The 26,280-nt window shown below is 37.4% G+C and carries 25 protein-coding genes and 1 tRNA gene; 8 read left to right on the plus strand and 18 right to left on the minus strand.

The features are described from left to right. Positions 1-140: 140 nt before the first annotated feature. Entirely contained in the window at positions 141-641 is a 501-nt protein-coding gene (locus IPP61_04935) for a hypothetical protein (protein MBL0324514.1), read from the plus strand. Positions 642-712: 71 nt separating this feature from the next. On the opposite strand, the gene IPP61_04940 is transcribed toward IPP61_04935, so the two are convergent. Next, positions 713-2,431, minus strand: coding sequence for a M3 family oligoendopeptidase (locus tag IPP61_04940; GenBank protein MBL0324515.1), 1,719 nt, complete (start codon positions 2,429-2,431; stop codon positions 713-715). A 97-nt stretch (positions 2,432-2,528) separates the two neighbouring features. Between IPP61_04940 and IPP61_04945 the strand changes: the two genes are divergently transcribed. Beyond that, complete coding sequence (locus IPP61_04945) at positions 2,529-3,416, plus strand: phosphodiester glycosidase family protein (protein ID MBL0324516.1); 888 nt, start codon at positions 2,529-2,531, stop codon at positions 3,414-3,416. A gap of 177 nt (positions 3,417-3,593) precedes the next feature. Then, a complete protein-coding gene (locus IPP61_04950; GenBank protein ID MBL0324517.1) occupies positions 3,594-4,109 on the plus strand; it encodes a YceI family protein in 516 nt (171 codons plus the stop codon). 77 nt (positions 4,110-4,186) lie between these two features. Here IPP61_04950 and prfB read toward each other — a convergent pair. Continuing rightward, positions 4,187-5,264 (minus strand): peptide chain release factor 2 gene (gene prfB / locus IPP61_04955; protein MBL0324518.1). Its coding sequence is split into 2 segments (ribosomal slippage): positions 4,187-5,212 and positions 5,214-5,264, totalling 1,077 coding nucleotides; the frame shifts between segments, so codons are not numbered across the junction. A gap of 285 nt (positions 5,265-5,549) precedes the next feature. Here prfB and IPP61_04960 point away from each other — a divergent pair. After that, entirely contained in the window at positions 5,550-5,882 is a 333-nt protein-coding gene (locus IPP61_04960; GenBank protein MBL0324519.1) for a hypothetical protein, read from the plus strand. Positions 5,883-5,948: 66 nt separating this feature from the next. Here the strand turns inward: IPP61_04960 and IPP61_04965 are convergent, their stop codons facing one another. Together IPP61_04965 and IPP61_04970 are read right to left on the minus strand one after the other, a co-directional pair. After that, positions 5,949-6,629 (minus strand): response regulator transcription factor, encoded by a 681-nt coding sequence (locus tag IPP61_04965; protein MBL0324520.1) that lies wholly within the window; start codon positions 6,627-6,629, stop codon positions 5,949-5,951. Further along, entirely contained in the window at positions 6,626-8,410 is a 1,785-nt protein-coding gene (locus IPP61_04970) for a HAMP domain-containing histidine kinase (protein MBL0324521.1), read from the minus strand. The genes IPP61_04965 and IPP61_04970 overlap by 4 nt, the downstream gene beginning before the upstream one ends. Before the next feature lie 204 nt (positions 8,411-8,614). Between IPP61_04970 and IPP61_04975 the strand changes: the two genes are divergently transcribed. Genes IPP61_04975 through IPP61_04985 form a run of 3 tightly spaced genes read left to right on the plus strand, consistent with a single transcriptional unit; the run spans position 8,615 to position 10,899 of the window. After that, positions 8,615-9,325 (plus strand): ATP-binding cassette domain-containing protein, encoded by a 711-nt coding sequence (locus IPP61_04975; GenBank protein ID MBL0324522.1) that lies wholly within the window; start codon positions 8,615-8,617, stop codon positions 9,323-9,325. A gap of 3 nt (positions 9,326-9,328) precedes the next feature. Next, on the plus strand, positions 9,329-9,661 hold the full coding sequence (locus IPP61_04980; protein ID MBL0324523.1) for an RNA-binding protein: 333 nt from the start codon (positions 9,329-9,331) through the stop codon (positions 9,659-9,661). Further along, on the plus strand, positions 9,658-10,899 hold the full coding sequence (locus tag IPP61_04985) for a DEAD/DEAH box helicase (GenBank protein MBL0324524.1): 1,242 nt from the start codon (positions 9,658-9,660) through the stop codon (positions 10,897-10,899). Before IPP61_04980 ends, IPP61_04985 begins: the two co-directional genes overlap by 4 nt. On the opposite strand, the gene IPP61_04990 is transcribed toward IPP61_04985, so the two are convergent. Continuing rightward, on the minus strand, positions 10,900-11,907 hold the full coding sequence (locus IPP61_04990; GenBank protein MBL0324525.1) for a sugar kinase: 1,008 nt from the start codon (positions 11,905-11,907) through the stop codon (positions 10,900-10,902). 142 nt (positions 11,908-12,049) lie between these two features. Next, positions 12,050-13,243, minus strand: coding sequence for a mannonate dehydratase (uxuA, locus tag IPP61_04995; GenBank protein MBL0324526.1), 1,194 nt, complete (start codon positions 13,241-13,243; stop codon positions 12,050-12,052). A 196-nt stretch (positions 13,244-13,439) separates the two neighbouring features. Here uxuA and IPP61_05000 point away from each other — a divergent pair. Beyond that, positions 13,440-13,514: transfer RNA gene (locus tag IPP61_05000), tRNA-Val, on the plus strand. 211 nt (positions 13,515-13,725) lie between these two features. Here IPP61_05000 and IPP61_05005 read toward each other — a convergent pair. From IPP61_05005 to IPP61_05060, 12 genes are all read right to left on the minus strand, one after another. Then, positions 13,726-14,097: a hypothetical protein gene (locus IPP61_05005; GenBank protein ID MBL0324527.1), complete on the minus strand. Its 372-nt coding sequence runs from the start codon at positions 14,095-14,097 to the stop codon at positions 13,726-13,728. A 2-nt stretch (positions 14,098-14,099) separates the two neighbouring features. Beyond that, on the minus strand, positions 14,100-14,492 hold the full coding sequence (locus IPP61_05010; GenBank protein MBL0324528.1) for a hypothetical protein: 393 nt from the start codon (positions 14,490-14,492) through the stop codon (positions 14,100-14,102). 107 nt (positions 14,493-14,599) lie between these two features. Continuing rightward, the gene (locus IPP61_05015; protein MBL0324529.1) at positions 14,600-14,779 is read right to left on the minus strand and encodes a hypothetical protein; all 180 of its coding nucleotides are present in this window, start codon (positions 14,777-14,779) and stop codon (positions 14,600-14,602) included. A gap of 63 nt (positions 14,780-14,842) precedes the next feature. Then, entirely contained in the window at positions 14,843-15,997 is a 1,155-nt protein-coding gene (locus IPP61_05020; GenBank protein MBL0324530.1) for a virulence protein E, read from the minus strand. Continuing rightward, positions 15,994-16,305 carry a helix-turn-helix domain-containing protein gene (locus IPP61_05025; GenBank protein MBL0324531.1) on the minus strand — a complete coding sequence of 104 codons (312 nt, stop codon included), beginning with the start codon at positions 16,303-16,305 and terminating at the stop codon, positions 15,994-15,996. The genes IPP61_05020 and IPP61_05025 overlap by 4 nt, the downstream gene beginning before the upstream one ends. Before the next feature lie 89 nt (positions 16,306-16,394). Next, positions 16,395-17,450, minus strand: a complete 1,056-nt coding sequence (locus tag IPP61_05030) for a hypothetical protein (protein MBL0324532.1) — start codon at positions 17,448-17,450, stop codon at positions 16,395-16,397. A 42-nt stretch (positions 17,451-17,492) separates the two neighbouring features. Further along, positions 17,493-20,939, minus strand: coding sequence for a DEAD/DEAH box helicase family protein (locus IPP61_05035; protein ID MBL0324533.1), 3,447 nt, complete (start codon positions 20,937-20,939; stop codon positions 17,493-17,495). A 125-nt stretch (positions 20,940-21,064) separates the two neighbouring features. Then, entirely contained in the window at positions 21,065-21,355 is a 291-nt protein-coding gene (locus tag IPP61_05040; protein MBL0324534.1) for a type II toxin-antitoxin system HicA family toxin, read from the minus strand. Beyond that, on the minus strand, positions 21,336-22,337 hold the full coding sequence (locus IPP61_05045) for a hypothetical protein (GenBank protein ID MBL0324535.1): 1,002 nt from the start codon (positions 22,335-22,337) through the stop codon (positions 21,336-21,338). Before IPP61_05045 ends, IPP61_05040 begins: the two co-directional genes overlap by 20 nt. A gap of 120 nt (positions 22,338-22,457) precedes the next feature. Further along, positions 22,458-23,579: a restriction endonuclease subunit S gene (locus IPP61_05050; GenBank protein MBL0324536.1), complete on the minus strand. Its 1,122-nt coding sequence runs from the start codon at positions 23,577-23,579 to the stop codon at positions 22,458-22,460. 37 nt (positions 23,580-23,616) lie between these two features. After that, positions 23,617-24,789 carry a DUF1016 family protein gene (locus tag IPP61_05055; protein MBL0324537.1) on the minus strand — a complete coding sequence of 391 codons (1,173 nt, stop codon included), beginning with the start codon at positions 24,787-24,789 and terminating at the stop codon, positions 23,617-23,619. Then, entirely contained in the window at positions 24,783-26,261 is a 1,479-nt protein-coding gene (locus tag IPP61_05060; protein MBL0324538.1) for an SAM-dependent DNA methyltransferase, read from the minus strand. Before IPP61_05060 ends, IPP61_05055 begins: the two co-directional genes overlap by 7 nt. Positions 26,262-26,280: the final 19 nt, after the last annotated feature.

The raw sequence follows: 26,280 nt of genomic DNA on the forward strand, positions 1-26,280 counted from the left end.
CATTTCCCTTAACACACATTATCAGCGAGTTATAATTTTATTAAATCTAATCAAAATTTTTCAGCAAACTTTCAACCAACCATTAGCATCTAAGGGATATATCTCAGTAAAAAGAATTATTCACTTTAATATTTATGGTTATGAAAAAGCTATTTTTTATCGGACTATTTATTTCGGCAGGTTTAATGCAATCTTGTAATTATACCGAAACACCCCAACCCATCAACAATGAACTTTTGGCGGAAGTTTTTGAAGTAAAAGCCGACTTTACGCCCAACAACGAGTTCAGAAATTTCTATAATCTTAATCCTGTAATTTTTGACTCTGATGTGCTTTTGGTGTATGAATTGACCGGAACTGACAAAACCGGTGCTGATATCTGGAAGCCGTTACCACAGATTTATACTATCAGTGAGGGTATTTTCCAGTATAATTTCGACTTTACCAAACATGATTTCAGCATTTTCCTCGATGCTACCTTTGACCCTATGAAGCTCAACAACAGCATGCGTTTGGCCAAAGTGTTCAGAGTGGTGATTGTTCCCGGAAAATTTGCCAAAATGGTGGATAAAAACAATTTGCAAAATGTGATGAAAACCTTGAATCTGACTGAAAAATCGGTTGTAGGATTGGCGAATTAATCGGTAACTCTAATATTAAACAAGCCCGCTGGAAAGTATAATCCGGCGGGCTTGATTTTTTTTAAAGCTACTTATCTCAACTTTACCAACTCCCCTTTTACAAAATCCATCAACTCTGCAATATACTCTTTGGAAAAATCAAACTTAATACCAGCGGCTTCGTAGATTTCTTTGATGGTTTTGGTGTAACCCAATTTTAATGCTGCCAGATAACCCTCCAAGCCTTTTTTGGGGTCGTTTTTATAATTTCTCCAAACACTGATGGCACCCAACTGAGCCATACCGTATTCGATATAATAAAACGGTACTTCGTAAATGTGTAGCTGCCTCTGCCAGGAATATGATCTGAAATGTTCAAAACCCGTCCAATCGGTTACGTCATCAGAGAATTCTCCATTAATTCGGTTCCAGGCCGATTTCCTCTCATTCACGGTATGGGTCGGATTTTCGTAAATCCAATGCTGGAATTTATCTACCGTGGCTATCCAGGGTAAAGCGGCCAAAATATCTTCCAAATGCTCAATTTTGGCCCTTTTTAGTTCTTTTTCATCGGTAAAAAAAGTATCCCAGTGCTCCATCGAAATCAGTTCCATGCTCATTGAGGCCAATTCAGCCACTTCCATGGTTGGATTACGGAAAGCATTGATGGGCAACTCACGTACTTCAAACGAATGAATTGCATGCCCACCCTCATGCACCATGGTCACAAGGTCACGCACACTATCGGTGGCGTTCATAAAGATAAATGGTACGCCTATTTCTTCCAAAGGATAATTGTAACCGCCAGGAGCCTTTCCTTTCCTTGATTCCACATCAAAATGCCCCATAGCTCTCATTATTTTGATATATTCTGAAAGTTTCGAATCAATTTTTTCGAAACAGACTTCGGTTTTAACTAAAAGTTCTTTGCCGTTTTGAAAAGGCTTCAGTGCAGGTCTGCCTTCGGCATCTACTTTCAAATCCCAGGGCTTCAATTCTCCCAATCCCAATTTTTCTTTGCGTTCTGCCGTCATTTGGTTTACTATGGGCACCACGGTTTGGGCTATAGACTCATGAAAAGCAAAGCAATCAGCAGGTGTATAATCAAACCTTCCCATGGCTGCAAACATATAATCCCGGAAGTTTTCGAAGTCGGCATTGCGGGCTTCCTGGTGGCGAAGGTCACGCAGTTCATTGAAAATCACATCTAACTTATCTCTTTCAGTATATCTTCTTTCCGAAATTTTTCGCCAGGCATCTTCCCGGGTTTGGCGTTTTACGGCCTGAAGAAGTGTGGCTGCCTTGGGCATGGTCATTTCCTCACCATTTATTTCGACGGTCATTCCTCCTGTAATTCCCTGACATTCTGTTTGTTTGAGCTGAATTTTGGTATCCAGCTCTATGTTTTCCTCACGAAAAATCTCAACTGATTTACGCAAACCACGTAACATAATATCATAGCCACCACCCGATAATCCAAATTTTTCGGCCAAAGCCAGAGATTTTTTGTTTAGTTCATCCGAAAAAACTGCGGTATTAGGTGCTATTTGTTCCACAAAAAACTGATAAGCTTTCTGGTTTTCTTCATCGGAAGTGTCACAAGTCATTTTTATGTATCTCCAGGCCATATTTTCTGACAAATACGACTCCAACTCGCTTCTGTCTTTTAACCATTTTTCCAATTCTTCTTTAGAATTAATGTCTCTATTTTTGAGGTTTTCGTAAAAAGGCTTAACTAATTCCCAAGATTCCAATTTAAAATCTTCCCCTAAAAATTCTCTTTTTCTACGTTCTAATATTCTATTGCTCATATTTCAATAATTGAGGCTACAATTTAGCCATGGATTGGCGGATGAAATATATCTTTTTGTAAAATTTGATTTATATTTCTGAAAATAATCATCAAACATGTTCCGGATTCTACCATTTATATTTTTATTTATTTTCCAAAATAGTTTTTCACAAAAAAATCCGGAATTACCGGATTGGACTAAAGCATCATTTCAAAAAGAGAGATTGAAAAAAGGTCTGACACACAAAACATACCGGTTTTGGAACAAAGACTGCCTGGGTTTAAACGAAAATATCAATATTTTGGAGGTCAGTTTGAAAACAAAAAAGCTAAAATTTGGATTGGCATCGGCCGACAGTTATTCCGACCCCAATCCTTTTGGAGGCACTCTAAAACCCACCAGCGAAATTGCCCAATCTGTGGGTGCCGTTGCAGCTGTGAATGCAGGATTTTTTGATATGAAGAATGGTGGAGCGGTGGATTATATCAAAATCAATGGCCAGGTGTATGATACTTCGAGGGTTTATGCCAAACAAAGATTACCATTTAAACAGGCCATTTCGGCGTTCACCATTAAGGACAATCAGGTGAAAATAATTAAAGGCGAACAAGATAAAGGCTGGGAAGATAAGCTTGACGCAGCGTATGTACTGCTGACTGGCCCACTTTTGTTATTCGATAAGGAAGCTCAACCTTTAGCAAAAACTGCCTTTAACGACAACCGCCATCCGCGTACCTGTGCGTGTGTCACCTCAGACCAAAAGCTCCTGATAGTAACCGTAGATGGCCGGGCTGCAGAGTCAGAAGGAGTGAGTTTGAACGAACTTACTATTCTACTCCAAAGTTTAAAATGCAAAGATGCCATCAATTTTGATGGCGGGGGCTCCACTACCATGTATATCAAGGGCCAACCCGAAAACGGAGTGGTCAATTATCCTTCTGACAATAAAAAATTTGATCATCATGGGGAGCGATCGGTAAGCAATATTTTCTATATCAGGTGATTATCCCCGGCAAATACTTTGGTGGCAGAATTGAAAGTCAAGCAAATATTTGGATCTGATTAGACATAATTAGTAATATTTCAAAAAAAAATTTAGACCAAAATGAAACTAATTTTTAATTGTAAAAATTAATTGATGTATATACATATATTGTTAATACATTAAACAAAAAATATAATGGCAATCTGGAAAATCGACCCAATGCACTCGGAAGTGCAATTTAAAGTAAAACACCTGATGATCAGCACCGTAACGGGTGACTTCAAAGTTTATGACGCCTCAGCAGAAACAGCTGGTGACGACTCATTTGAGAATGTGAAAATCAGCTTTTCAGCCCAAATCGACTCAATTTCTACAGGAAATGAGCAACGTGACGGTCACCTGAAGTCTCCAGAATTTTTTGATGCCGAAAAATTCCCTGCATTGAATTTTGAATCAACTTCCTATGATGGAAATACTCTGAAAGGTAATCTTACGATTAAAGATGTAACCAAAGAAATTAGCCTTGAGGCAGAATTTGGTGGATTAATGACCGATTTTTATGGTCAAACCAAAGCCGGTTTTGAGATTTCAGGAAAAATCAACCGTCAGGATTTTGGACTTACCTGGTCAGCAGTAACCGAAGCCGGTGGCGTAGTGGTAAGCGACGAAGTGAAATTGATTCTGAATGTGCAGTTGACAAAACAAGGGTAAATTGATTTAGGATTTGATGTTAAAAAAAAGGCATTTTCAGAAATTGAAAATGCCTTTTACAATAATTAAATTCCTTTTCAATCCATCATCAAATATGCCTTGATAAAATCGTCGAGGTCGCCATCCATCACCGACTGTATATCGGAGGTTTCATGTCCCGAGCGGGCGTCTTTTACTAATTTATAAGGATGGAATACGTAGTTTCTGATCTGCGAACCCCACTCGATATTTTTCTTCGATGACTCAATATCGGCACGGGCAGCATTGCGTTTTTCTACTTCAATTTGATACAGCTTAGACTTCAGCATGTTCATGGCGTGCTCTTTGTTGGCCAACTGGCTACGCTCAATCTGGCAAACAATCACGATTCCCGATGGCTTGTGTGTCAACTGTACCTTGGTTTCTACCTTGTTAACGTTCTGACCACCAGCACCACCCGAACGGGAGGTTTGCCATTCGATATCTCCCAGGTTTACCTCAATTTCGATGGTATCGTCAACCAATGGATAGGCATAAACCGAGGCAAACGAAGTATGGCGGCGGGCATTGGAGTCAAAAGGCGAAATACGCACCAAACGATGTACACCGTTTTCTGACTTCAAAAAACCATAGGCCATCGGACCGTCTATCTGCATTGAGGCAGATTTTATTCCGGCTCCGTCACCGTCTGTCCAGTCGATTTGGCTAACTTTATAATTGTGTTTTTGAGCCCACATCAGATACATACGATACAGCATGCTGGCCCAGTCCTGGCTTTCGGTACCACCGGCACCGGAGTTGATTTCGATAATGGCAGAAAACTGGTCTTCTTCCGAAGAAAGCATCTTTTTGAGCTCAAGCTCTTCTATGATGGCCTCTGTTTTTTTGCCTTCGGCTTTGATTTCCTCTTCCGACACTTCATCCATTTGATAGAACTCGTGCAGGGTTTCGAGGTCGCTCATGGCGTTTTCGGCTTCTTCGTAAGCCTCTGTCCAGTTTTTAAGGGTCTGGATTTCCTTAACAACTTTTTGTGCATGCTCCGAATCATTCCAGAATTCGGGTTGGGCCTGTTGATTTTCTAAATCCCCAAGCTTCTCTTTACGGTTATCGTAGTCAAAGATACCTCCTCAAAGCCGACACTCTGGCTCTCAAATCTTTCAACGCTTCTGTTGTCATGATTTCCTTAAATGGTTAAACATTAAATAAAAAAGTCTGCAAAGGTAGGGAGAAACGGGGGAAAATGGAAGTATGGAATTGAAGAAATATAGAATTTGAGTTTTTCTATTTAAATTTAGATTTTAAAAACTCAATATGGAGAACAAGAAAAGAAAGAATACAAAAAAGAACCTAAAAGAACATGAAGAAAGAATGAAGTTGATCCTTTATAGAGGAAAAGTTAATCTGAATATCGACTTGGATGTTTTGAGAGGTAGAAATAAAAATTTTATTGAGGGTAAATAAATGGATAAGAAAACAAAAGTATTTTCAATTGTTTCAACAATAATCTTCTTCACAATATATTTTGGCAGAAAACATTTGGCTGAAAACATGTTGGTAGGAAAGTGGGCAACAAAAAGCACTGTTTCTGAAACCTTTTCTTTGAATTTTATGGATAATGATTCAGTTGTTATTAGTAAGAATTCTGAAAAATTAAGTAAGAAATATCTTATTTTGGAGAATAATAGACTTGTTTTAGAAAATGAAACAGACATTAAAGAATATAACTATTTGATTCAAAATCAAAAATTATTCTTGATTGAAAAAGGTGACACTTTGACTTTTTTAAGAAAATAAATAAAGAATTCTCATTAACAAAAATAACTCAACTTATCACTTGAATTTAATTCTAACTAAAAACTTTCAACACACCAACTTAAACCCTTCGCCGTGTAAATTCATGATCTGCAATTCGGGATTAGGCTTAAGGTATTTTCTGAGCTTGGTTATATACACATCCATGCTGCGGGCATTAAAATAAGAATCATCACCCCAGATGAGTTTCAGAGCATAAGAGCGGCTCACCGGTTTATTGAGATTTTGGCAGAAAAGCTTCAAAAGATCTGACTCTTTGGAGGTAAGTTTGGTGAGATTGCCTTCATGTGTGAGCGTATGCTTATGCGAGTCAAAAAGAATGTTTCCAAGTGCAAATTGGTCGGCTTCAGGGTTTTTCTCTTCTTTTTTTACTCTTTTCAATATGGCCTTAATTCTGACCAATAGCTCTTCCATGCTAAATGGCTTGGTCATGTAGTCGTCGGCCCCTACTTCAAAGCCTTTAAGGGTGTCTTCGGGCATTGATTTCGCTGTAAGAAATAATATCGGAATTCCCGGATTCTTGATTCTGATTTCTTTTGCCAGCGAAAAACCGTCTTTTTTGGGCATCATCACATCCAGAATACAGAAATCATACTCATTCTGAATAAACATATCCAGACCCTGGTTGCCATCTCGTGCCAGATCCACCTCAAATTCTTTGGCTTGTAAGTATTCCTGCAATAAGCTGCCCAGATTAGGGTCGTCTTCGGTCAAAAGTATTTTTATCATGATTTTTGTAGGGGTAATAATACCGTAAATTCGCTTCCTTCACCCGGTTTGCTGCTGACTTCTATGGTGCCGTGGTGTAGTTCCACCATATTTTTTACATAACTTAATCCCAAACCAAAACCTTTTACATCATGCAGGTTGCCTTTGGGTACTCTATAAAACTTATCAAAGATCTTGTTGAGGTGCTCTTTTGGAATGCCCATTCCCTTATCTACAATTTTTACAGACAATTGATTTTCAGTATTTGAAGTGGAGATGGTTATCCGGGGTTTTTCTGAAGAATACTTGATGGCGTTATCGAGCAAATTATAGAATATATTGGTTAAGTGTACCTTGTCGGCCAATACATTGGTTTCTTCAGCATGCAGGTCAAGGTCGAGAGTGGCATCAAATTTCTCAATTTGTACAGCATGATTTTTCACTACCTGATCAAGGATTTCATTGATTTCAAGCAACTCATTTCGTAAATTTATATCACCTTTTTCGAGTTTGGCGATTTGCAATACAGTTTCAATCTGTGAGCCCAGCCTTCGGTTTTCCTGCTCAATGATGTTGAGATATTTTTCAGTTTTTTCTGAATTGGTACTTACTGTTTTATCTTTGATAAACTCCAGGGCCAGGCTGATGGTCGAAACCGGTGTTTTAAGCTCGTGTGTCATGTTATTGATAAAATCATTTTTGATATTGGCCAGTTTTTTCTGATTGAGCATTGTATTTACTGAATAATAAAACACAGTACCAATCAGCCCTATCAACAAAAATGAGCTCCCGAAAATACTCCACAGGTTACGAATGATATAATTATCCCGATTTGGAAATCCTACTTCGATGAATTGCTGGTGCTGGAGGGCGTCGTTGGGGAATAATTTTACCTGATAATTTTTGATTTCAGGATTAGGATTAAACTTATTGAAATTGGCAAAAACCACCTTGCTGTTGTCATTGACTTTGTAATAAAAAGGTAAGCTAATGCCATTTTCAGCAAATGATTTTTTCAAAAGGGTATCGAGCATCACATGACCCAAACGCTCACTTACAGACCGCTTACCTATCGTAAACTCTTTAAATACATCTTTTAAAAGTTCGGTTTTTTGTTCATTGTTTTGAGACCAGTTTATTTTTACCCTGGTTTTTTCTTCCGGTTCTGACTTGATTTCATAAGAATTAAAATTGTCGGAAACCAAATGTTCCGTTTTTTGACCAGGATATCTGCTTTCATTTTCAAGGTCTCTGAACAAAACTTCAAACTTTTCATTCAGTTTTGACATTCTGAGAATTTTCTGATTAAGGTTTTCAAAATCAGCGAATTCTTCTTCCAGAAAACCTCCAAAAAACTCTTTCTGAAGATCGGGTTCTATAAGGTATTTTGTACTTACATAATCGTTTTTGGGGAAATTATTGGAATGAATATCAATGGTAATTACCTGCTTGGGATCCAGCCTGAGGGCATTGCCGTCATGGTAAGCAAATACCATAGAATCAGATTTGATTGCTGGTTTTTCTGCCACAGTAATCTTCTGCGGAACCCTGTTTTTTGATTTTTTTCCTTTTGCGATTTCCAAAAGTCTCTTCTTATCTTCCAACTCTATCCGCTTTTTGGTCAGGTACATTATTTCCTGCTTTTCCAGCTTTAGGACAGTTTCTTTGAGCACTTCATTGACTTTACGATCAAACTCAGCATTTTTTATCTCATAGGCATTTTGAATCCAGTACCATTGGAAGGCAATCAGACCCAATAGCCCCAGCAACATAAAACCGATTAAAATATTAATTTTTTTCAACCCAAAAAAATGATTTCGTATGCTAATTCTTTTAATTCAAAACAAAAATATCAATAATACCGAGGCAATTGACAGCTTTAACACTTTTTAACTTTGAAAAACCTACCCTCAAAAGCATAAAAAACTAGCCAGAAGTACCCAAAAAACCATGCTCTGAAAAATATTGACTAACTTCGTGCAGTTTTTTAGAAAACAAATTAAAGCATGTCAGTTTCGGTAAATCAGCTCACAAAAATTTACGGTAGCCAAATAGCCGTTAATAATGTGAGTTTTACAGTCAATAAAGGTGAAATAGTGGGTTTTCTTGGGCCAAATGGAGCCGGGAAATCAACCACAATGAAAATCCTAACCGGATATATTCAGGCAAATAGTGGTTCGGCTCATCTCGACGAAGATGAAATCAGGATTGATAACGTCAACACGAAAAAGAAAATCGGGTATTTGCCCGAGCATAATCCATTGTACCCTGAAATGTATATCAAAGAATACCTTCAGTTTGTGGGTTCTTTGTATGGCTTGAAAAAAGGAGATTTAAAAGACAGAATCGAAGAAATAATTGAAAAAGTGGGGCTTTCTCCTGAAAAAAATAAAAAAATAGAACAACTATCCAAAGGATATCGCCAGCGTGTAGGACTAGCTCAGGCTTTGATTCACGACCCCGAAGTACTGATTCTGGATGAGCCTACCACAGGCCTGGACCCTAATCAATTGGTCGAAATAAGAAATCTGATAAAGGAGGTTGGAAAAAATAAGACCATTATTTTGAGTACTCACATCATGCAGGAAGTCGAAGCCATCTGCGACAGGGTTATCATTATCAACAAAGGGTCTATCGTTGCCGATGATAAACTGGAAAAACTGACCAAAGAACAAGGCTCGTTGGAGCAAATTTTTAGAAAACTGACAAACGTTTAAGATATGGATATTTTTGTAGGAAGTCTTCCTTTCAAATACACTGAAAAAGACCTGATTGGGATATTTGAGGTCTATGGTAAAGTGAGCTCTGCCACTATTGTTATTGACAAAAGAACACGCCAAAACAAGGGCTTTGGATTTGTGGAAATGCCCATCGCCAAAGAAGCAATGAAAGCTATCAAGGCACTTGACGGCTCAGACCAGCTGGGAAGAGCTATTATAGTGAGCGAAGCACAAAAAAACAAAGAAGGAGAAAGGATTGATAAGGCCCCCAAAGACTGGTTTAAGAAAAGTAAGAAAAAAGATACTATCATCACTTTCGGCGACAAAAAATGAAATTTGATGATTACCGTATTTCGCCTCATATAAAAAGAAGTCTGACTGAAATGGGCTTTAAAAAGCCTACTGACATTCAGTTTAAGGCTATAAAAAATATTCTCAATGGCGAAGATGTGCTGGCTATAGCCCAAACAGGCACAGGAAAAACTGCCGCCTTTGCCATTCCGGTGATAGAAATGTTGATGCTAAACCGCCCAAAAGGTCCATCAGGAAAGTCGGTAGGAGCATTGGTATTGGTGCCTACACATGAGCTCGCACAACAGATAGCCGAGGTATTTCAGAAAATAGCAAAATATACTCCTCTTCGTATTTTAGCACTTTTTGGCTCTACTGAACAAGAACCACAGATAAAATTTCTTGAGCGGGGAGTTGATATTCTGGTCGCCACTCCGGGTAGGATGTTTGATCTGAGGGCTCAGGGATACATAGACTTCAGGTTGACTAATATGCTGGTACTCGACGAAGCCGACCGCATGCTCGACATGGGTTTTTATGATGATATTGAAGATGTGATCAGATTTTTGCCTAAAAACCGCCAGACTTTGTTTTTTTCTGCAACGATTGATGACAAGATTAAAAAACTGGCTTATTCTATCGTAAAAAACCCCATCAGGATTCAGATTTCGCCAGATGATCCAGTTTCAAAAAACATTGTGCATTCGGTGGTGATGATAGAAATGGACGACAAAAGGTTCTTTCTGGAAAGAATGATAAAGGAAAATCCTGAACAGAAAATGGTGGTTTTTGTGAGAACCAAAGTGCGTGCCGACAGAGTGCAGGCGGCCATGGAAAGAGCCGGAATAAAATCAGAAACTATTCACAGCGGAAAAACCCACCAGGAAAGAAAAACCACTATGAACAGGTTTAGCTCAGCGAAAAATCTAGTACTGATTGCCACCGACATTAGTGCCAGAGGTGTAGATATCCCGAATGTAGATCTGGTAATAAACTATGATTTGCCTGAAGAAACCGAGAATTATGTACACCGAATTGGTCGAACAGGCCGAGGTACATTAAAAGGGAAAGCGGTTTCATTTTGTAGTTCTGAAGAGGCCGAAACATTACTTAAAATCGAAGAATTACTGGGATACTCTATAGCACAGCAGGATTTCTCCAATTTGGATTATAACGAAACCCTCATGTTTTCTGATGCCGAAAACCGTACATTTAAAGATGTAATGAAAGAGATTTCGGAATTTGAAAATATTCAGAAAAGTCGCAAAAAAAAGAAATAATTATCTTCTTATTTTGCCACTTACGTCACCGCTCACCAGATTCTCGATTTCAAATATCTCTACAAGATTTTGGTCGCCTGAAATAGTATGTTTTAGGGCACTCGCTGCATTTCCAAATTCGATAGATTTCAGGTCATCGTTTAATACCATTTGGCCATAAACAAAGCCTCCCAAAAAGGCATCGCCGGTACCTACCCTATCAACAATATGGGTCACGTCAAGTGTTTGAGTTTTAAGATATTCTGTTCCGTTCCACATGCGGGCCGAAAGGCGGTTATGAGAAGCACTGATTTGGGTTCTTTCGGTATCTATTATTTTTTTTATGTTGGGATAAAGCTCCATCAATTTCTGTGCTGCTATCTGAAACTTTCCTTTGTCTTCTTCCACCGTGACCCCAAATAACTCTTCCATGTTTTTTCGGCTCGCCAAAATTATCTCAGAATATGAAGCAAGTTCAGGAAGAATTTGTTGAGGGGTTTTGCCATAATTCCACATATTTGACCTGTAATAAATATCCGAAGAAACTCTTACACCCAGCTTTTTGGCAACTTTTAATGCCTCCAGCAAAGCTGTAGCGGGCCTTTCTCCAGATGCGGGGGTAATTCCGCACCAGTGAAACCAATCAGCCCCTTCCAAAATTTCTTCCCAATTATAACCTGCGGGTTCGAAATTTACAAAAGCAGAGTTGATACGATCATATACTATCTGGCTGGCACGGCTCACTGCACCTTTTTCGAGAAAATACAGGCCTGTTCTTTCCCCTTTCAAAAAAATATATTTATCAGAAATGCCCAATTTCCTTATAAATGCTTTAGCTTTTTTTCCAAGAGCATTATCCGGAAAAACTCCGACATGGTAAACTTCAAAACCAAAACGTGCCAGTGATGCACCTACATTCATTTCTGTACCTGCAAAAGTCACTTCAAAAGTTTCTGCCTGTTCAATTTTTTGAAATCCTGGGGTAGAAAGCCTGAGTAAGACTTCACCAAATGTTACGATTTTGGGCATTTTACAGATTATTTAATGTTTTTTTAGGAAAAAATAGTTTCGAAATATTCAGTGCTTTTCAAAGTTTACAAATATGAATTTAACCTTTTTGATACAATAATATCAATCTGAAAGCAGTAAAAAAATGAAAAATGCCTGAAAATCAAAATCCAAGATTTTTCCTGATTCCCAATTCAAGCCCACGTAATTCCGCCAATCCCCTTAGTCTTCCAATGGCAGTATAACCTGGGTTTGTCTTTTTGGCAGGATTGAGATCATCCAACATTTTGTGGCCGTGGTCAGGTCTGAAAGGCAATCGGTAGTCCTCCCGGCTGGTTTTTATTCTTTTTTGTTGTTCCAAAACCAGAGCATGCATTACTCCAAACATATCTACATCACCATCCAGGTGATCGGCTTCATGGAAGTTGCCCACTGCATCTCTTTTGGTAGCTCTTAGGTGAATAAAATTGATTCTGTCACCCAATCTTTCAACCATACCGATGAGGTTGTTGTCAGCCCTTACTCCATAGCTTCCTGTACAAAAACACAAGCCATTGTATTTACTGGGATAAGCGTCCAGCAGTGCTTTGGCATCATTTTCGGTACTTACAACCCTTGGAAGACCCAAAATCGTGTACGGTGGGTCATCAGGATGTATCGCCAGCAAAACCCCTGCTTGCTCTGCGGTTGGACCAATAGCCGAAATAAACTCATACAAATGATTTCTTAGCTTTTGATCATCGATATTTTTGTATTGATCTAAAACTTCTCTGAACTGCTCAATGGTAAAGCTTTCTTCGCTACCCGGTAAACCTGCTATAATATTTCTCGTTAATTTCTCCTTTTGAGATTCATCAGCATACTTAAACCAGCGTTCAGCCTGACTCAAAATATCTTCAGAATAATCATTTTCTGCACCTTTTCTTTTCAAAATATAAACTTCGAAAGCACAAAATTCAGCTTTATCAAATCTTAGTGCTGTAGAGCCATCGGGCAAAGGGTAATCAAGATCGGTGCGTGTCCAGTCAAGCACGGGCATAAAATTGTAGCAAACCGTGTCGATACCACATTTAGCCAGATTTTGAATCGAAAGTTTGTAGTTCTCGATATATTTTTTGTAATCACCGGTTTTCTTTTTGATGTCTTCGTGTACAGGAATACTTTCCACCACAGACCAACTTAATCCTGCAGCCTCGATTATAGTTTTTCTTTTATTTATCTCCTCCACAGTCCAAATCTCTCCGTTTTTGATGTGATGAAGTGCCGAAACCACGCCGGTAGCTCCTGCTTGTCTTACATCGGCCAAACTAACGGGGTCATTGGGTCCATACCATCTCCAGGTTTGCTCTAATGCCATTATCTATAATATTATTTTTCCAAAATTATGCTTTAAAAAAGCCAAATACCACCATTTTGTACGCCTTTTGTTGTATTTTTTTGTCAAAAAATTTCAATGTTTCTGTCGAATAAAAAAAAATGTGATTTTTTTTGGGAAAGTTTTGGAAATAAAAAATCAGTCATGCATCTTTGCAGTCCCAAAGCAAAAGGGAAAAGGGAGTTTAGCTCAGTTGGTTCAGAGCATCTGCCTTACAAGCAGAGGGTCGGGGGTTCGAATCCCTCAACTCCCACGAAATCAAAAGCCTCATAATCAATAGATTGTGAGGCTTTTTTCTTTAAAAACAAATTTTCAAAAATTTTTGGTTTAAACATAGTTTAAACATTTTGTTTTTTTAACAACTGAATACCAATAGTTTAATAATTCCTCCCTCTACTTCAAAAAATAAAAAAATAAAAAAACCATTCGTATCGAATGGTTTTCCAGGCTCAATTTGATTTTTTTTATTCCAAAACGAGTTCTTCTTTGATTTCAGTTGGAAAAAATGGTTTGAATGTCCTTTTGAGATATGCATCAATCTCCTCTTTCTTATAGTAATAAATAAAAATCAAGACCCCAGCAATCGGAAACAACCACAACCACCAATAAGATTTCTCTTTAGGCTCAGGTCTATCGTAATGGCTTTGCAGAGGCGAACCCAAACTGTTCAATGGGTAGTAACCGGAATAGTTATAATTTGGACTTAAATGAACGTTTCTGTTCATTGGCTCAAAAGAAGGACGTGTAGCTGAATAGGCGGCTGGTGAATTCTGATACTCAACTGACTTTGAAGCATCATGAAACTCTGCAAAAGGTTCAAAATTAAATTCTAACATTTTTAATTAAATTTTACGGCATTTAAAAGATAATAATATATGTGATGAGGTTGGTCAATTAATAAGTCAGATTCTTTTCCCATCTGATCCTTAAAATGAAAGGTTTGGCCTTTATATTTATTGAAAAATTTGTATAGAAGGTCGTTCTCGTAAAGGGTTAACCGTCTTTTAAGTTGCTCTATTACTGATTTTAACTCTGATTCAGGACCATTTTCATGTCTTCGGGCAACTAGTACTTCTACATACTCAGAAAGGCTCATTCCGAACCTTTCTGCTTCGAGGGCGAGATCCATTTTTAACACTGGTTCACATTTGAAACCTAGCGTAACTTTGGTTTTTGAAGTTGCCAGAGCATTTACGTCTAACATCCTTCCTGTGCGAATTTGATTTTGCATATATAAATATTTTAATTAATAATATCCAAATATTATACATTCTAAAAAATCACTTTCTTGATAATGCAGGTAAATGGAAGTTAATTGGAGATAATTCGGGTTAATTTTTAATTTCCAGATGGATCTCCTAAATTTTCGACAATTATCTGAACCTGTTTGGGCGACAAAATCCTTTTTTTGGGATCAAGCTTTAAGTCCTCAATTTCCATTAGCCACTTATTAAATGTAACTAAGGAAACCTCATATAAGGAAGCCATGGCTGTTCTGTTTGTTGCTTTTATCTTCATGATATTTTTTGTTTTACCTGCTTACTTGCTTAATCAAGTAAGCAGGTTGGATTTAGATTTTTTTTATTCTTGTTCCGATTGATATACAAGATTTACATAATACCCATGTTTGCTATTAAGCTGCGTTTGTTCGTATCCCAATTTGGTAAGAACCTTACCGAGCTGTACCGGTTTAGGGATTACTTTAGAATGGAAATGTTCACACAAATAAGCAATAATGTCTGTTGCACTCATAAATCTGTCGTGATCTTCTTTTGAGGCCGGCCTTAATGCCGATACAAGCATATCCTGCTCAGGAGAGATGTATTGAAACTTCTCATTTTCAATTTCATTTTCTTTAATCTCTTCAGATGTAAGTTGATATTCGAAACCATTTAGATAAAGATTGTATGCCTGGGACCAAACATGGTCAATGTTGACCTCATTTTTATAATTCCAGTCTATCTGTTCAATCTTGAAGCAAAGCCACCGTACAGAGCCTGTTTCGTCGTTTAAAAAATTAAATTGGTTAATGGAACCGATAAAGTTGGCTCTTCGGGGCATTCTAATTGACTTTGTACCGTATGGAGGTCGAACCTTTACATGATCTCTGGAAAAAGCACTCTTTAGGGTGTTCAATTCGATTTTGCTCAAAGAGGAAAGTTCGTCAAGGTTGATAATGTAATTCTCAGTAAGAGCAATCAGGCCGTCTTTATCCATAGTAATGTTTTCAGTATAGTATGAATTGAGTTTTGGAGGACAAAGCCATCTACAAAAGGTTGTTTTGCCACTGTTCTGTTTTTTCTGAACTAATACAAAAGCTTGTTTATTAAAAACATTGTCATCGAGGCTACATGCGATACATCTTACAAGCATTTTTTTAAATTGAGTCCTAAATCGGCTTTGATTTTCTGCATTCACATAATTGGAAAGTTTATCTATATAATCAATCGATTCTTGCGGATTATAGAGTTCTTTAATACTTTCAAAATATTCAAAAAGTGGGTTATATTTATTAACATAACTTGACTTTAGAATTGCCATTAGAAACGACATTGAAATACCTTTATAGTTTTTGTGGAGGTCCCTAAAAATGTCATTTTCATTCAAATCATGGAAGGGTTCATTTGAGCCAAATTCACGAACCTCTAATTGAAAGTTGACTTCATTGAGTCGGATCTCATAATTTGCATTCAGGAAATCCTCGACCTCCTGAATGCTGGTTCTATTTTTACTCATTGTGAAATTAGATTTAGTTTTTCAGCAATTTCTTTTTTGGATGCTTTCTTGTTTAAACTCAGCCAGGAATCAAGATCCATTTTTCTGAATCTTAATGATCGTCCGACTTTGTTAAAACTAATCTCACGCCTATGGGTGAGTTGATAGATAGTACCTTTAGGTACTTGTAGATAATCCGATGCCTGATCTAATGTTAGAATGGCATCTGACTGATGGCTGCTTTCCGTTTTTGAAGTTAATAAATCGGAAAGTATCTGCTCAATTATGGCCTTGAGCTCCGGCTGGGTGGTTAAAATTATTTTTTCCATTGTTAGGCGGATTTGGTTTAACAATGGTGCAATATTACGGGGAGAAAAGCCTTACGGGTAAAGTAACTCTACCCCGTAATTTTCAATTTTTATTGATATTTGTAAAATAGCTCCTCAAGACCGATGCTTTTTAATTGATTTTTTACAAATTCTTTATCTGCATTGTTTACATTTTCATTTAATATATTTTTATATAATTCAGAATGATGAATTTTTGGGACTCCAAGACATCTCTTAGTAAGAAATTGACAAAATCTTGCAATTTTTGTTTGGTCTATAGTTTTTGAAGTTGCTCCTAATTCTTTCAAAATAATTTTTAATGCATAGATTTGACGTTCAATTTTGAATTCTGAACCTGAATATTCGTCGTCCACCGAATTATAATTCGAAATAATATCTAGATATTTTTTAAATTCGACTGTTTTTAAAATTCTATATCCATATTTTTCAATGAATGACTTTTGCCTCTCAACTTCCTTGTTATCAATTGGTAAATTTATTGCAAAAAGCAATTCCTCGATTGTTGAATCTTCATTAAGTTCAATCAAATTACTATTAATATAAGGTTTATTTGAAATATCATTTGTTTTTATCTCTAAATCATTTAATGCACTATTTAGAATTATAGAATATTTTGGAATATCTGACATAATTTCTATAAAAGGAGTATTTGCCACTTTAAGAAAACTATCACCACCTATTTTCTCATATTCTTTAAATTCTGCCAACAATAAATCTGAGTGATTTTTTTCATTACCTTTTGATACTTTTTTAAGTTGTGCTCTTTTAATTAAAAAAGAATCAATTTTAATATTTATTTCCTCAGACAAGTATGTATATATGTCACCAAAATACATTTTACAGAATTCAAAAATTGTTTTTCCAAACAAAATTTCCATCAAGATTTTATAGGCGGTTCGATTATTATTAAAAATATCAGTTTGATCTTTAGCAATTGTTCTTAATCCGTCTTTTATTGTATTTTTATCAGAGATTTCATTATTAAGCAATTTATTTCTAAAGTTTTTATACTCCTGATAATCAAGAAAATATTGATCAACTAAAGCTTTTTCTTCAACAGGAAGAGATTCAGTATCCTGATCAGTTAATAACATTATTATTTTAGAATCAAGGAGATGTTTCATTTTGATAAAATTAAATAGTTAATGTAGTCAATTCTTATTTCCTCACCCCACCCCTGCATTCGCATTAATGGTATCAATTATCCTCACCAGCTGAATAACCTCAGTTTCCTTTTTAAAGACACCAGTAAGACCTTCAAAGTGGTCGTTGGTAAATGGGGACTCAAATAACATTAGCTTGTCTATTGTGCCGTTTTTACTTAGATATGTGATGATATTTTTGATAAAAGTGATTTGATCGGCAGAGAGTGTGCCTACATTGATAAAGTCGGCAAAAGCATCTTGTGCGGCTTTAATATCTAAACCAACAATGCTACGTATGAAAACTCCTAAAGGTTGGTCACCATACTCTTTTTCAAACTGTTGTTTGTTTTGTGCGGCTTCATTTGTAAAAAGAATGTCTTCCAGAGCTTTCAGATCTGCTTCGGTAATAGGGATGTTTTTATTGAGTTTATCAATACTGAAATGGTGACGGTTTTTGCGGATATAGCTTTCCACACGGTCTTTGTAGGATTGTAAATTACCGTAAGTACTCATTGGTTCTTTCACCACTATGCCATCCAAATTGAGGTCGTCTTCAAAATGGGTATAAACAGGTGTTTGATTTTGCTTATCCAAAAACCTTATCAAGCCACGTAATGAAAGTCTAACATTTTCTATGCTTTTGGTATTAGCATTCTCCCAAAAAACATCCTTCTGAATATCTTTTAATAGAGGAAGGTTTTCTACTATTTCAGGTATGGTGGTTTTCCTCTGCAAAACCTGAGCCGTGCCAATGATATTGATAATCATGTTCCGAGCAGATTGGCTGTTCCTCAATCTTGCGATTTGAAGGTTTAATACCAAAATATCGAATCGTCTAGCAAGTTCCTCATCGCCAGAAGCACCAGATTCCAAGTGTGACAAATGACTTTTAATATCATTGATGTATGTCGAGTTTAAATTTTGCCAAACTTCTGATTTGCTAAATCTTTCGACGAATCTGAGTTCTTTTCTGACCACAAAACGCTTACGTTCCAAATTTGAAACAGTTTGGTTTAGCTGATTTAGATAGTTTTCTCGTGTTTCTGCGTCATCTGGTGAGATTTCATGAAGGTTGCCAACGAGCATGGCAATGTCAAGCTTGGCTTCGAATATTTGTTGTTGAAGAGGTTTTGCAATACTTTGGATTAAGCCATCAGGATTTTCATCAAAAAACTCAAAGTTTTGACAATAGTCCAGTATCAGGAATTCTTTTTTATGGTCTCCTGGCCCAAACAAATCGGGACAAAGTCTGGTACCACGGCCTATCATTTGCCAAAACTTAGTAGGGCTTTTTACTGGCTTAAAAAACACCAGATTGACCACTCTTGGGGCATCCACGCCAGTATCCATCATATCAACCGATACTGCTATTTGTGGATCTACTTCTTTTATCTCATCTACAAACTTTTCCAGTAAAGCTTGTGCTTTGCTTTCATAATTGTCAATAACTCTCAAAAACTTGCCACCGTATTCGGGATAGTTTTTGTTAAACCTGTCTTCTATAAAAAGTGCATGTTGGTGATTTTTGGCAAATATGATGGTCTTGCCTAATTTGTCGCCACCCGAAACCTTAATTCCCACTTCCATCAGGTGAGCCAATACTTTATCGACGGTACCAGTGTTAAACAGCCATTTATTTAGTGCGGAGCTGCCTATTTCGTCTGGGGCTTCTTCCTTAGTTGGGTCTCCAAATTTTTCTTCGTATTCTAGCTTTTCGGCTTCACTTAGTTCATGGTATTTGATTCCCTCTCTTTGAAACTTGAGTGGCACACTAAGTGACTTCATGGGTACCAAAAAGCCTTCTTCCACTGCCCTTGTTAGCTCATAAGCAAAAGTGGGGTTGTTGTCCTCGATATGGAAAAGGTCATACGTGTTTTTTTCGATATCGGTTTTAGGTGTAGCCGTAAGTCCGATAAGCATGGAATCAAAATATTCAAATATGGCTCTGTAGCTTTGATAGACGGAGCGGTGGGCTTCGTCTATTATTATCAAGTCAAAATTTCCTACCCCGTAAAACCTCCCATCGCCACTTTTGATTGCGTCTATGCGGTTCATGATGGTGGGATAGGTAGAAAACACGATTCTGGCTTCGCCGTCGTCATTTTCTTGGGTAAGGTCTATGGTGGTAAGGTCAGGCAAGTATTCCTTAAACGCATTTTTTGCTTGCGTCACCAGTGCATTTCTATCTGCCAGAAAAAGTATCCGCTTTGCCCAATTACATTTAGTGAGCATATCTACCAATGCAGCCGATGTTCGGGTTTTGCCGCTTCCTGTGGCCATTACCAGTAGGCTATGCCTCCTTGCTTCCCTAAGTTTTCCGTCTTTTCCAGTAATTGCTATGTTTTCAGCCACTCTTTTGATGGCTTCAAGTTGATAGGCTCTACCTGCAATTTTAGTATTGGGCTGAAAAAGCCTCGGGTCTTTTCGGTCACGGCGACGGTCAACGCTGCGTTGGAGTTCATCTTGTGTATAAAAACCCTGTACTGGACGATTTATGCCAAAGGAATCATCCCAGATATTGGTTTCGAAACCGTTAGAATAAAATATAATTGGACGTTGACCATGCATTTTTTCGAGACAATCTGCATATAATTCCGCTTGGTATCTTCCCTTCTTTTCATCCACCATGGTGTGTTTGGCCTCTATTACTGCCAATGGCTTGCCGTTTTTACCCCAAATTACATAGTCGGCATATCCTTTGCCTGATGGATTGGTGCTGATCGGCATGCCTTTTACTTCATATTCCAGCTCAAAGCCTTTACGAAGATTTTCCCACCCCGCATCTTTTAATAAAACATCTATATACAGCTTACGAGTGGTTGCCTCAGGCAATAAAACGGGAACAACTTCCTCCAACACGTAGGTTTGTTCTCGTAATTCTCGACGTTCGGTAGTTTCCTTTTGAATTTTTATGAATTGTTCTTTGAGTTCTTTTGCAGATTCCTGCTCTATTTCTCTTTCGGCTCTTTCTTTTCTAAGTTGTTCGTTTTGGGCCTCCAGCCTTGCTACCAACTCCTGCATTTGAGCTTTGCTTCGTTTTAGCTCTTCGCCATCAGGAATCAGGCTTTCGTTAAATGGCTGGGATTTTAGCTGAGGGTTTCCGTAGTAAAAACCGAGAAATGCCAGAAATCTAAACAGATTTTTCAGAGAGGCCATGGCCTCTACCTGGCTAATACTTTTGCCATGGGCACCGTTGTTGCCGATGTCTTTCACTAATTTGATTTCCTGAAAAAGCCGATAGTCAACTATGGACTTGAAATCATGCTGGAAAAGTAATGAGGCAAGGTTTCTGTCATAAGGGAAACGCAGCCTGTTGTCGTTTTCATACATCCAAAAAACAGCCTTTTCCAAGGCACTGCGAGAAAAGACTGCACAGGATTTTGGGGAAATTTGAGCGAGCGATTCAGCCTCCATGGCCTCACGGGCTATTTCGGGGAATTGGGATGCCAGAAAACTAAAGTTGCTCATAAAATTTAGCCAGCGATTTGGTGAAAAATTATGTTCACAAACTAAAATAAGAGTTTTTATATTTTAGGTGGTAGAAAGTAACATAAGATAGGATGATTATCAAAATTGTTTCATTTTGAAAATGATTATTTTATACTACCATTATCCTTTAGCATTTCTACATACATCTGATGAGACATAGGGCAGTCAAAAAAGTCTTCGGCTTTATTGGAGTCACTAAATTTTAACTCCTTTTTGATAAGTCCCATAAGATGTGAGTTATATTCTTTTTTACCATGTGAGAAATAGGTTCTTATGGCTTGTTTTTTACCATCAATAAATAAAACATAGTATTGATGATGGTCTTTCTCAGGAATAATACTAAATCCTTTCTTTTTTAATACCCGTTGTATATCTTTAGTTTTTCTTGCTTTCATCAAAAATTGCGTTTACGATGCTCTTGATCTTATTTTTCAATAAAATGGCTTCTTCAGACAGATATTGATCTTCCTCGAAAACATAATTAATATAGGTAGAATGAAACGAAAAATTAAAGGCTTCTTCTGCCTCCTCTCTTGATTCTCCCCAAACAGTAATATCGAGAAAGTCATTATGTATTATATACTGATTTTCTTCAAAATTTACATCACAGTCTAGCTTAACATTAAGACTATAAATTTTTTTATCAAACTTTATTAAATCTGGCTTATAGGGGTATGTCTCGTGTTCAAGTTCTTCAAAATACAATAACTTGGAAATATCACTTTTTTTCAAATTTGAAATATCTTCCCCCTTTTTAGCTTTAACAAATACCTGATAGGTGCCGTAATCTTTTTCGACAACTGTTTTTTCGATTTTTGGAGTATAATATCTTACTTTTTCTTTTTGTGGCTGATGAAAGGTTTTAATCGTATTACCCACATTATTCTTAAAATTCACTTTAAAATCTTTGGAGTTCCCCAAACTTGAGAATAGTGGTTGATAAATTTTAAGACGTTCTTTTTCAGTATATCGTTTCGTTATTTTTTTGATGTAATTGGGGTTTTCAAAATCTGCCAGAATAATTTCATCTTTAAATTCTGCAAAAGAGGTATTCTTCCAAGAGTCTATATGATTATCAAACAATGAGGCCTGCACATCCAACAAATTAGGAGCCAATGCGGCCTCAAAACTACTAAACTTAAGATCAACTATTAATAGGTCTAAGTCTTTGATTAATGGCTTAAGAACATGAGGATTAGACTGGTATGCTTTCTTGAATTCAGGTTCTTTCATGAATTCTATTTGAAGAAAGTTGATAAACGACTCATTGATTTTTGTGAGGACTTTTACAACTGACTCCAACTTGGCAGCATGACCAATGGTATCTTCAGGGTCGATTTGAAATCGAATGGCTATGTCACGAAGTTGGTCTAACATGTTTTTTGAAGTTCGGGAATTGTTCAAATAGGCTGATTATAATGCAAATATGGTATAATTATCTAAAAATTGCTAAAATTTCATGCCAATATTGATTTCCTTTTTCTGATTCATTTTCTCTCATAACTCTCCTTTAAATGCCTTTTGCAAAAGGCTTTGAAACAATTCCTCAGCTTTTTGAAGACTTTTCTCAGCTTGGCAGATTTGGCTTTCTATCATTATACTATTTTCAGAATACAAATTTTGTAAATCTATTGGAGGTAAAATTATCTCAAACTTTTTAATGTCTTTAATGTTTACATGTCCAACAGTTGAACCTGCATTTACTTTTTGAGCTTGTTTATAAACACCTTTTGACCTTATTACAGCAAGTAAAAATTGAGATTTTACAATTTCATTTTTAGGTCGAAAAAGCACTACTCTTTGACCTAAACTCATTTTTATTTTTGGCGGTATTAATATGGCATCTCCATATGAACCTTCTCTTCCGTAGACAATATCTCCACTATTTGGGATAAATCTTTTTGTCCGTTTTTTATAGTTTTCGTAATCCAAAAATTTCATTTTGGACCATTCTATTTTCCCATTTTTTATTTCAGTTGTTCTAATACAAGGATATTCTGTAACCTCATTAACATAAGTCGGAGTGCTATGAGGGCAATCAATTATGTCAGAACATATTTCATATAATTGAACCGTTTCCCATTTCTTATTATTGATAAATGTATCCCCAAACATATCCAAAAACAAGGCCTGAGCGAGTTCGTCGTATTTGTCTAAGAGGGCTTTGGTTTTTTGGCGGTGCAGGTCGGCAGCATCGAGAATAGCTGCAATACGTTTTTGGTCCTCCAATGGTGGGAGGGGGATTTGGAAGTTAGAGTATTTTGAAATCCAATATCTTTTATGCTGTTCTGGTATAAAATCTATTGTCTGCATGCAATAGAATAAAAATCTTAAATCTGCCACTCCTTTTTCCTCTTTAAGTATCTTCATGGCAGAGGATTTAACTTTAAAAGGGAAATCCACATATTTAAAGGCAGTTGTAAAATCATCAAAAATAATTACTGGATAATCTTTGAAAATTCCTTCTGTTTCATCAGTGTAGCCTAAAATAAATGATTGTCCCGCCGTTAAAACTGGCGTTGCAAATTTGGAATCATAATTGGTTGATTCCACAATATACTTTGTTGGTTGTTCATAATTTAAAACATTTCCAAGTTCAACAAATTTCCAATCCTTCATGATAACATAGCCTTTAAAGTTTCCAAAATCTGTTTCTTTATTTTAGTTGATCAATTTCTTTTAATAAAAATGCCTCAATATCTTCTTTGCTTGGTAGTTGCAATAAATATTTAGATACGAAAAGTTGATTGTCCATACCCGCAGTGGCATATTCTACCAGTTTTTTGCCTTTTTCGGTACAAAGCAATATTCCCACCGCCGGGTTATCGTCTGTTCGTTTTACTTCAGCATTGTAATAAGCTACATAAGTGTTTAGCTGAGATAAATGCTCGTGTTTGAAGGCATCCACTTTTAGCTCCACTATTACGTGGCATTTGAGTATGCGGTGGTAAAACACCAAGTCTGCAAAATAGTATTCGTTGTCTATCAAGATGCGTTTTTGCCTTTGCTCAAAACAAAAACCATTGCCCAGCTCCAATATAAATGTTTGCACATGGTCTATCAAGGCTTTTTCCAAATCTGCTTCCTCAATAAGGGCATCATTCCTTAGTCCTAAAAAATCAAAAAAGTAGATGTTCTTAATGGCTTCGGTGGGTTTTTCGGGTTCTATCAGTCTTGATATTTCGTCAAAGGCCAAATCTGTATTTTTTGATAAGCCTGTTCTTTCAAACGCCAGTGTACTTATTTGTCTTTTAAGCTCTCTTATCGAAGGGGTAGTTTTGATAATAAGTATTTCATAAAACCTCCTTTTGGTGGCATCTTCAATTTTTATAAGTTCTGTAAAATGCGTAAATGAGACCCGCTCTAATAATTTTATTTGAAATCCGGCATGGATATTTCCCAATTCGTCATTTGTTGACTGACTGATTTTAAGTTCTTCGCTATCAGTATTTTGTAATTGTGTAGGCAGCGACTGCACAATTTGAGAATCAATAAATGGAGATTGTGCAGGCAGCGACTGCACAATTGTAGAACCCTTGAGAAGTTCAAAAATAGAATGTTTGAGTGCTTTGTATGAAAAGTAGAATTGTCTGAATAAATTAAGGTTTCTGGAGCTTAAGCCTTTCTGAGAAATTCTAAGAGCAAGTTTATCAATTAATGATTCGCCATAGGCTGCACGGTCTTCGCCGTTTTGCTCATATTCGGCTATGTAATAACCTATTAACCAGTTTCTTACTGTATGATTAATGTTTACTGCTTTTATGGCAGATTGCCTGAAGTGTTCGTTGGTTGAAACAATACTTTGAACCAAATTCTCAAATATCAGCATAACATCGCCTTTAAAGTTTCCAAAGCCTGTAATCTCTCTTTATCCAGTTCTTCAATGGCCGCAATGATATCAGCAGGAGCTTTATATTGGGTTTCCACATATTCCGTTTCTTTGTATCGGTTTATGCTCAAGTCGTAGTCATTGGCAACAATTTCGGACTTAGGCACCAAAAAACTTGGGTCGGTACGTTTACGGTCTTTTTCGGCTTCCAGGTTTTTATACCTGGCCAAAATATCGGGCAGGTCGTTGGCATTGGGGGTTTCGCTGCGTTTGTCGTCCAGGGTATAGCCATCGGCTTTCATGTCATAAAACCACACGCTTTTGGTGCCACCTGTTCCGGTTTTTGTAAAAAACAATATGGCAGTACTCACCCCGGCATAGGGCTTAAATACGCCACTTGGCATAGATATTACTGCATCTAGCTTGTGGTTTTCGATAATCTCTTGCCTGATTTGCTTGTGGGCATTGGAGCTGCCAAACAGCACACCATCAGGCACAATTACCGCACAGCGGCCACCTTTGGTGAGCATGCGAAGCATAAGCCCCAAAAACAACAACTCAGTTTTTTTGGATTTCACGGTGTTCAAAACACTACTTTCCACAGCATCATAGTCCAGACTACCCTTAAACGGTGGATTGGCCAAAATCAATGAGTATTTTTCTCTGATATTCTTTACGTTTTCGTCGCTACTGAGCGAATCGTTCTTTTGAAGTTTGGGGTTTTCAATACCATGCAATTGCATGTTCATGGCTCCAATACGCACCATAGTGGCGTCGTTTTCGATGGCATGAAACATCTCAATGTTAAAATGCTCTCTAAAGTCAGCCTCGTGAAACCAGTCGGGGTGGTTATCTCTAAAATATTCGCCCGCTGCCACCAGAAAGCCCGCTGTACCTGCCGCAGGGTCACAGATAATGTCGTCTTTTTTGGGCTCCACCATGTCCACCATGAGCTTGATGATGTGGCGGGGTGTACGAAACTGCCCGTTGGTACCGGCGGATGCTATTTTAGAAAGCATGTATTCATACAAGTCGCCCTTGGTGTCACGATCGTCCATGTTGATTTTATCAATGAGCTGCACCACCTGGTCGAGCAATCGTGGCGTACCGATGATAAAAGTGGCGTTTTGCATATATTCGGCAAATACGCCCTCGCCCACGTTTTTCATGTGGTCAAATACCGAGAGACCATCCACCAATGGCTTGGTGAAAAGGTCAAACATTTCCTGCGGACTTTTGTCTTTAAATGAGCTCCAACGAAGCTCCCTCTGGGCAGGGGTATATATCACTTTTTTGACAGGAATACCTACCAGGGCAGCCTTTTTCTCTTCTTTGAGCTGCTCCTCGTCGAGCCTACGAATAAACAGCAGATAGGTAAACTGCTCTATCACTGCGATAGGATTGGAGATACCTCCAGTCCAAAACGCCTCCCAAATTTTATCTACTTGTTGTTTTAGTTCTCCGGTGATCATGCGGTGGGTTATTTACGAA

The organism is Cytophagaceae bacterium (assembly GCA_016722655.1).
GTDB lineage: Bacteria > Bacteroidota > Bacteroidia > Cytophagales > Spirosomataceae > Leadbetterella.

What these genes read in the sequence shown, in the direction of transcription:
- IPP61_04935 (MBL0324514.1), top strand. Translation starts at nt 141, where the DNA reads ATGAAAAAGCTATTTTTTATCGGACTATTTATTTCGGCAGGTTTAATG.
- IPP61_04940 (MBL0324515.1), bottom strand. Translation starts at nt 2,431, where the DNA reads ATGAGCAATAGAATATTAGAACGTAGAAAAAGAGAATTTTTAGGGGAA.
- IPP61_04945 (MBL0324516.1), top strand. Translation starts at nt 2,529, where the DNA reads ATGTTCCGGATTCTACCATTTATATTTTTATTTATTTTCCAAAATAGT.
- IPP61_04950 (MBL0324517.1), top strand. Translation starts at nt 3,594, where the DNA reads ATGGCAATCTGGAAAATCGACCCAATGCACTCGGAAGTGCAATTTAAA.
- IPP61_04960 (MBL0324519.1), top strand. Translation starts at nt 5,550, where the DNA reads ATGGATAAGAAAACAAAAGTATTTTCAATTGTTTCAACAATAATCTTC.
- IPP61_04965 (MBL0324520.1), bottom strand. Translation starts at nt 6,629, where the DNA reads ATGATAAAAATACTTTTGACCGAAGACGACCCTAATCTGGGCAGCTTA.
- IPP61_04975 (MBL0324522.1), top strand. Translation starts at nt 8,615, where the DNA reads ATGTCAGTTTCGGTAAATCAGCTCACAAAAATTTACGGTAGCCAAATA.
- IPP61_04980 (MBL0324523.1), top strand. Translation starts at nt 9,329, where the DNA reads ATGGATATTTTTGTAGGAAGTCTTCCTTTCAAATACACTGAAAAAGAC.
- IPP61_04985 (MBL0324524.1), top strand. Translation starts at nt 9,658, where the DNA reads ATGAAATTTGATGATTACCGTATTTCGCCTCATATAAAAAGAAGTCTG.
- IPP61_04990 (MBL0324525.1), bottom strand. Translation starts at nt 11,907, where the DNA reads ATGCCCAAAATCGTAACATTTGGTGAAGTCTTACTCAGGCTTTCTACC.
- uxuA (MBL0324526.1), bottom strand. Translation starts at nt 13,243, where the DNA reads ATGGCATTAGAGCAAACCTGGAGATGGTATGGACCCAATGACCCCGTT.
- IPP61_05005 (MBL0324527.1), bottom strand. Translation starts at nt 14,097, where the DNA reads ATGTTAGAATTTAATTTTGAACCTTTTGCAGAGTTTCATGATGCTTCA.
- IPP61_05010 (MBL0324528.1), bottom strand. Translation starts at nt 14,492, where the DNA reads ATGCAAAATCAAATTCGCACAGGAAGGATGTTAGACGTAAATGCTCTG.
- IPP61_05015 (MBL0324529.1), bottom strand. Translation starts at nt 14,779, where the DNA reads ATGAAGATAAAAGCAACAAACAGAACAGCCATGGCTTCCTTATATGAG.
- IPP61_05020 (MBL0324530.1), bottom strand. Translation starts at nt 15,997, where the DNA reads ATGAGTAAAAATAGAACCAGCATTCAGGAGGTCGAGGATTTCCTGAAT.
- IPP61_05025 (MBL0324531.1), bottom strand. Translation starts at nt 16,305, where the DNA reads ATGGAAAAAATAATTTTAACCACCCAGCCGGAGCTCAAGGCCATAATT.
- IPP61_05030 (MBL0324532.1), bottom strand. Translation starts at nt 17,450, where the DNA reads ATGAAACATCTCCTTGATTCTAAAATAATAATGTTATTAACTGATCAG.
- IPP61_05035 (MBL0324533.1), bottom strand. Translation starts at nt 20,939, where the DNA reads ATGAGCAACTTTAGTTTTCTGGCATCCCAATTCCCCGAAATAGCCCGT.
- IPP61_05040 (MBL0324534.1), bottom strand. Translation starts at nt 21,355, where the DNA reads ATGAAAGCAAGAAAAACTAAAGATATACAACGGGTATTAAAAAAGAAA.
- IPP61_05045 (MBL0324535.1), bottom strand. Translation starts at nt 22,337, where the DNA reads ATGTTAGACCAACTTCGTGACATAGCCATTCGATTTCAAATCGACCCT.
- IPP61_05050 (MBL0324536.1), bottom strand. Translation starts at nt 23,579, where the DNA reads ATGAAGGATTGGAAATTTGTTGAACTTGGAAATGTTTTAAATTATGAA.
- IPP61_05055 (MBL0324537.1), bottom strand. Translation starts at nt 24,789, where the DNA reads ATGCTGATATTTGAGAATTTGGTTCAAAGTATTGTTTCAACCAACGAA.
- IPP61_05060 (MBL0324538.1), bottom strand. Translation starts at nt 26,261, where the DNA reads ATGATCACCGGAGAACTAAAACAACAAGTAGATAAAATTTGGGAGGCG.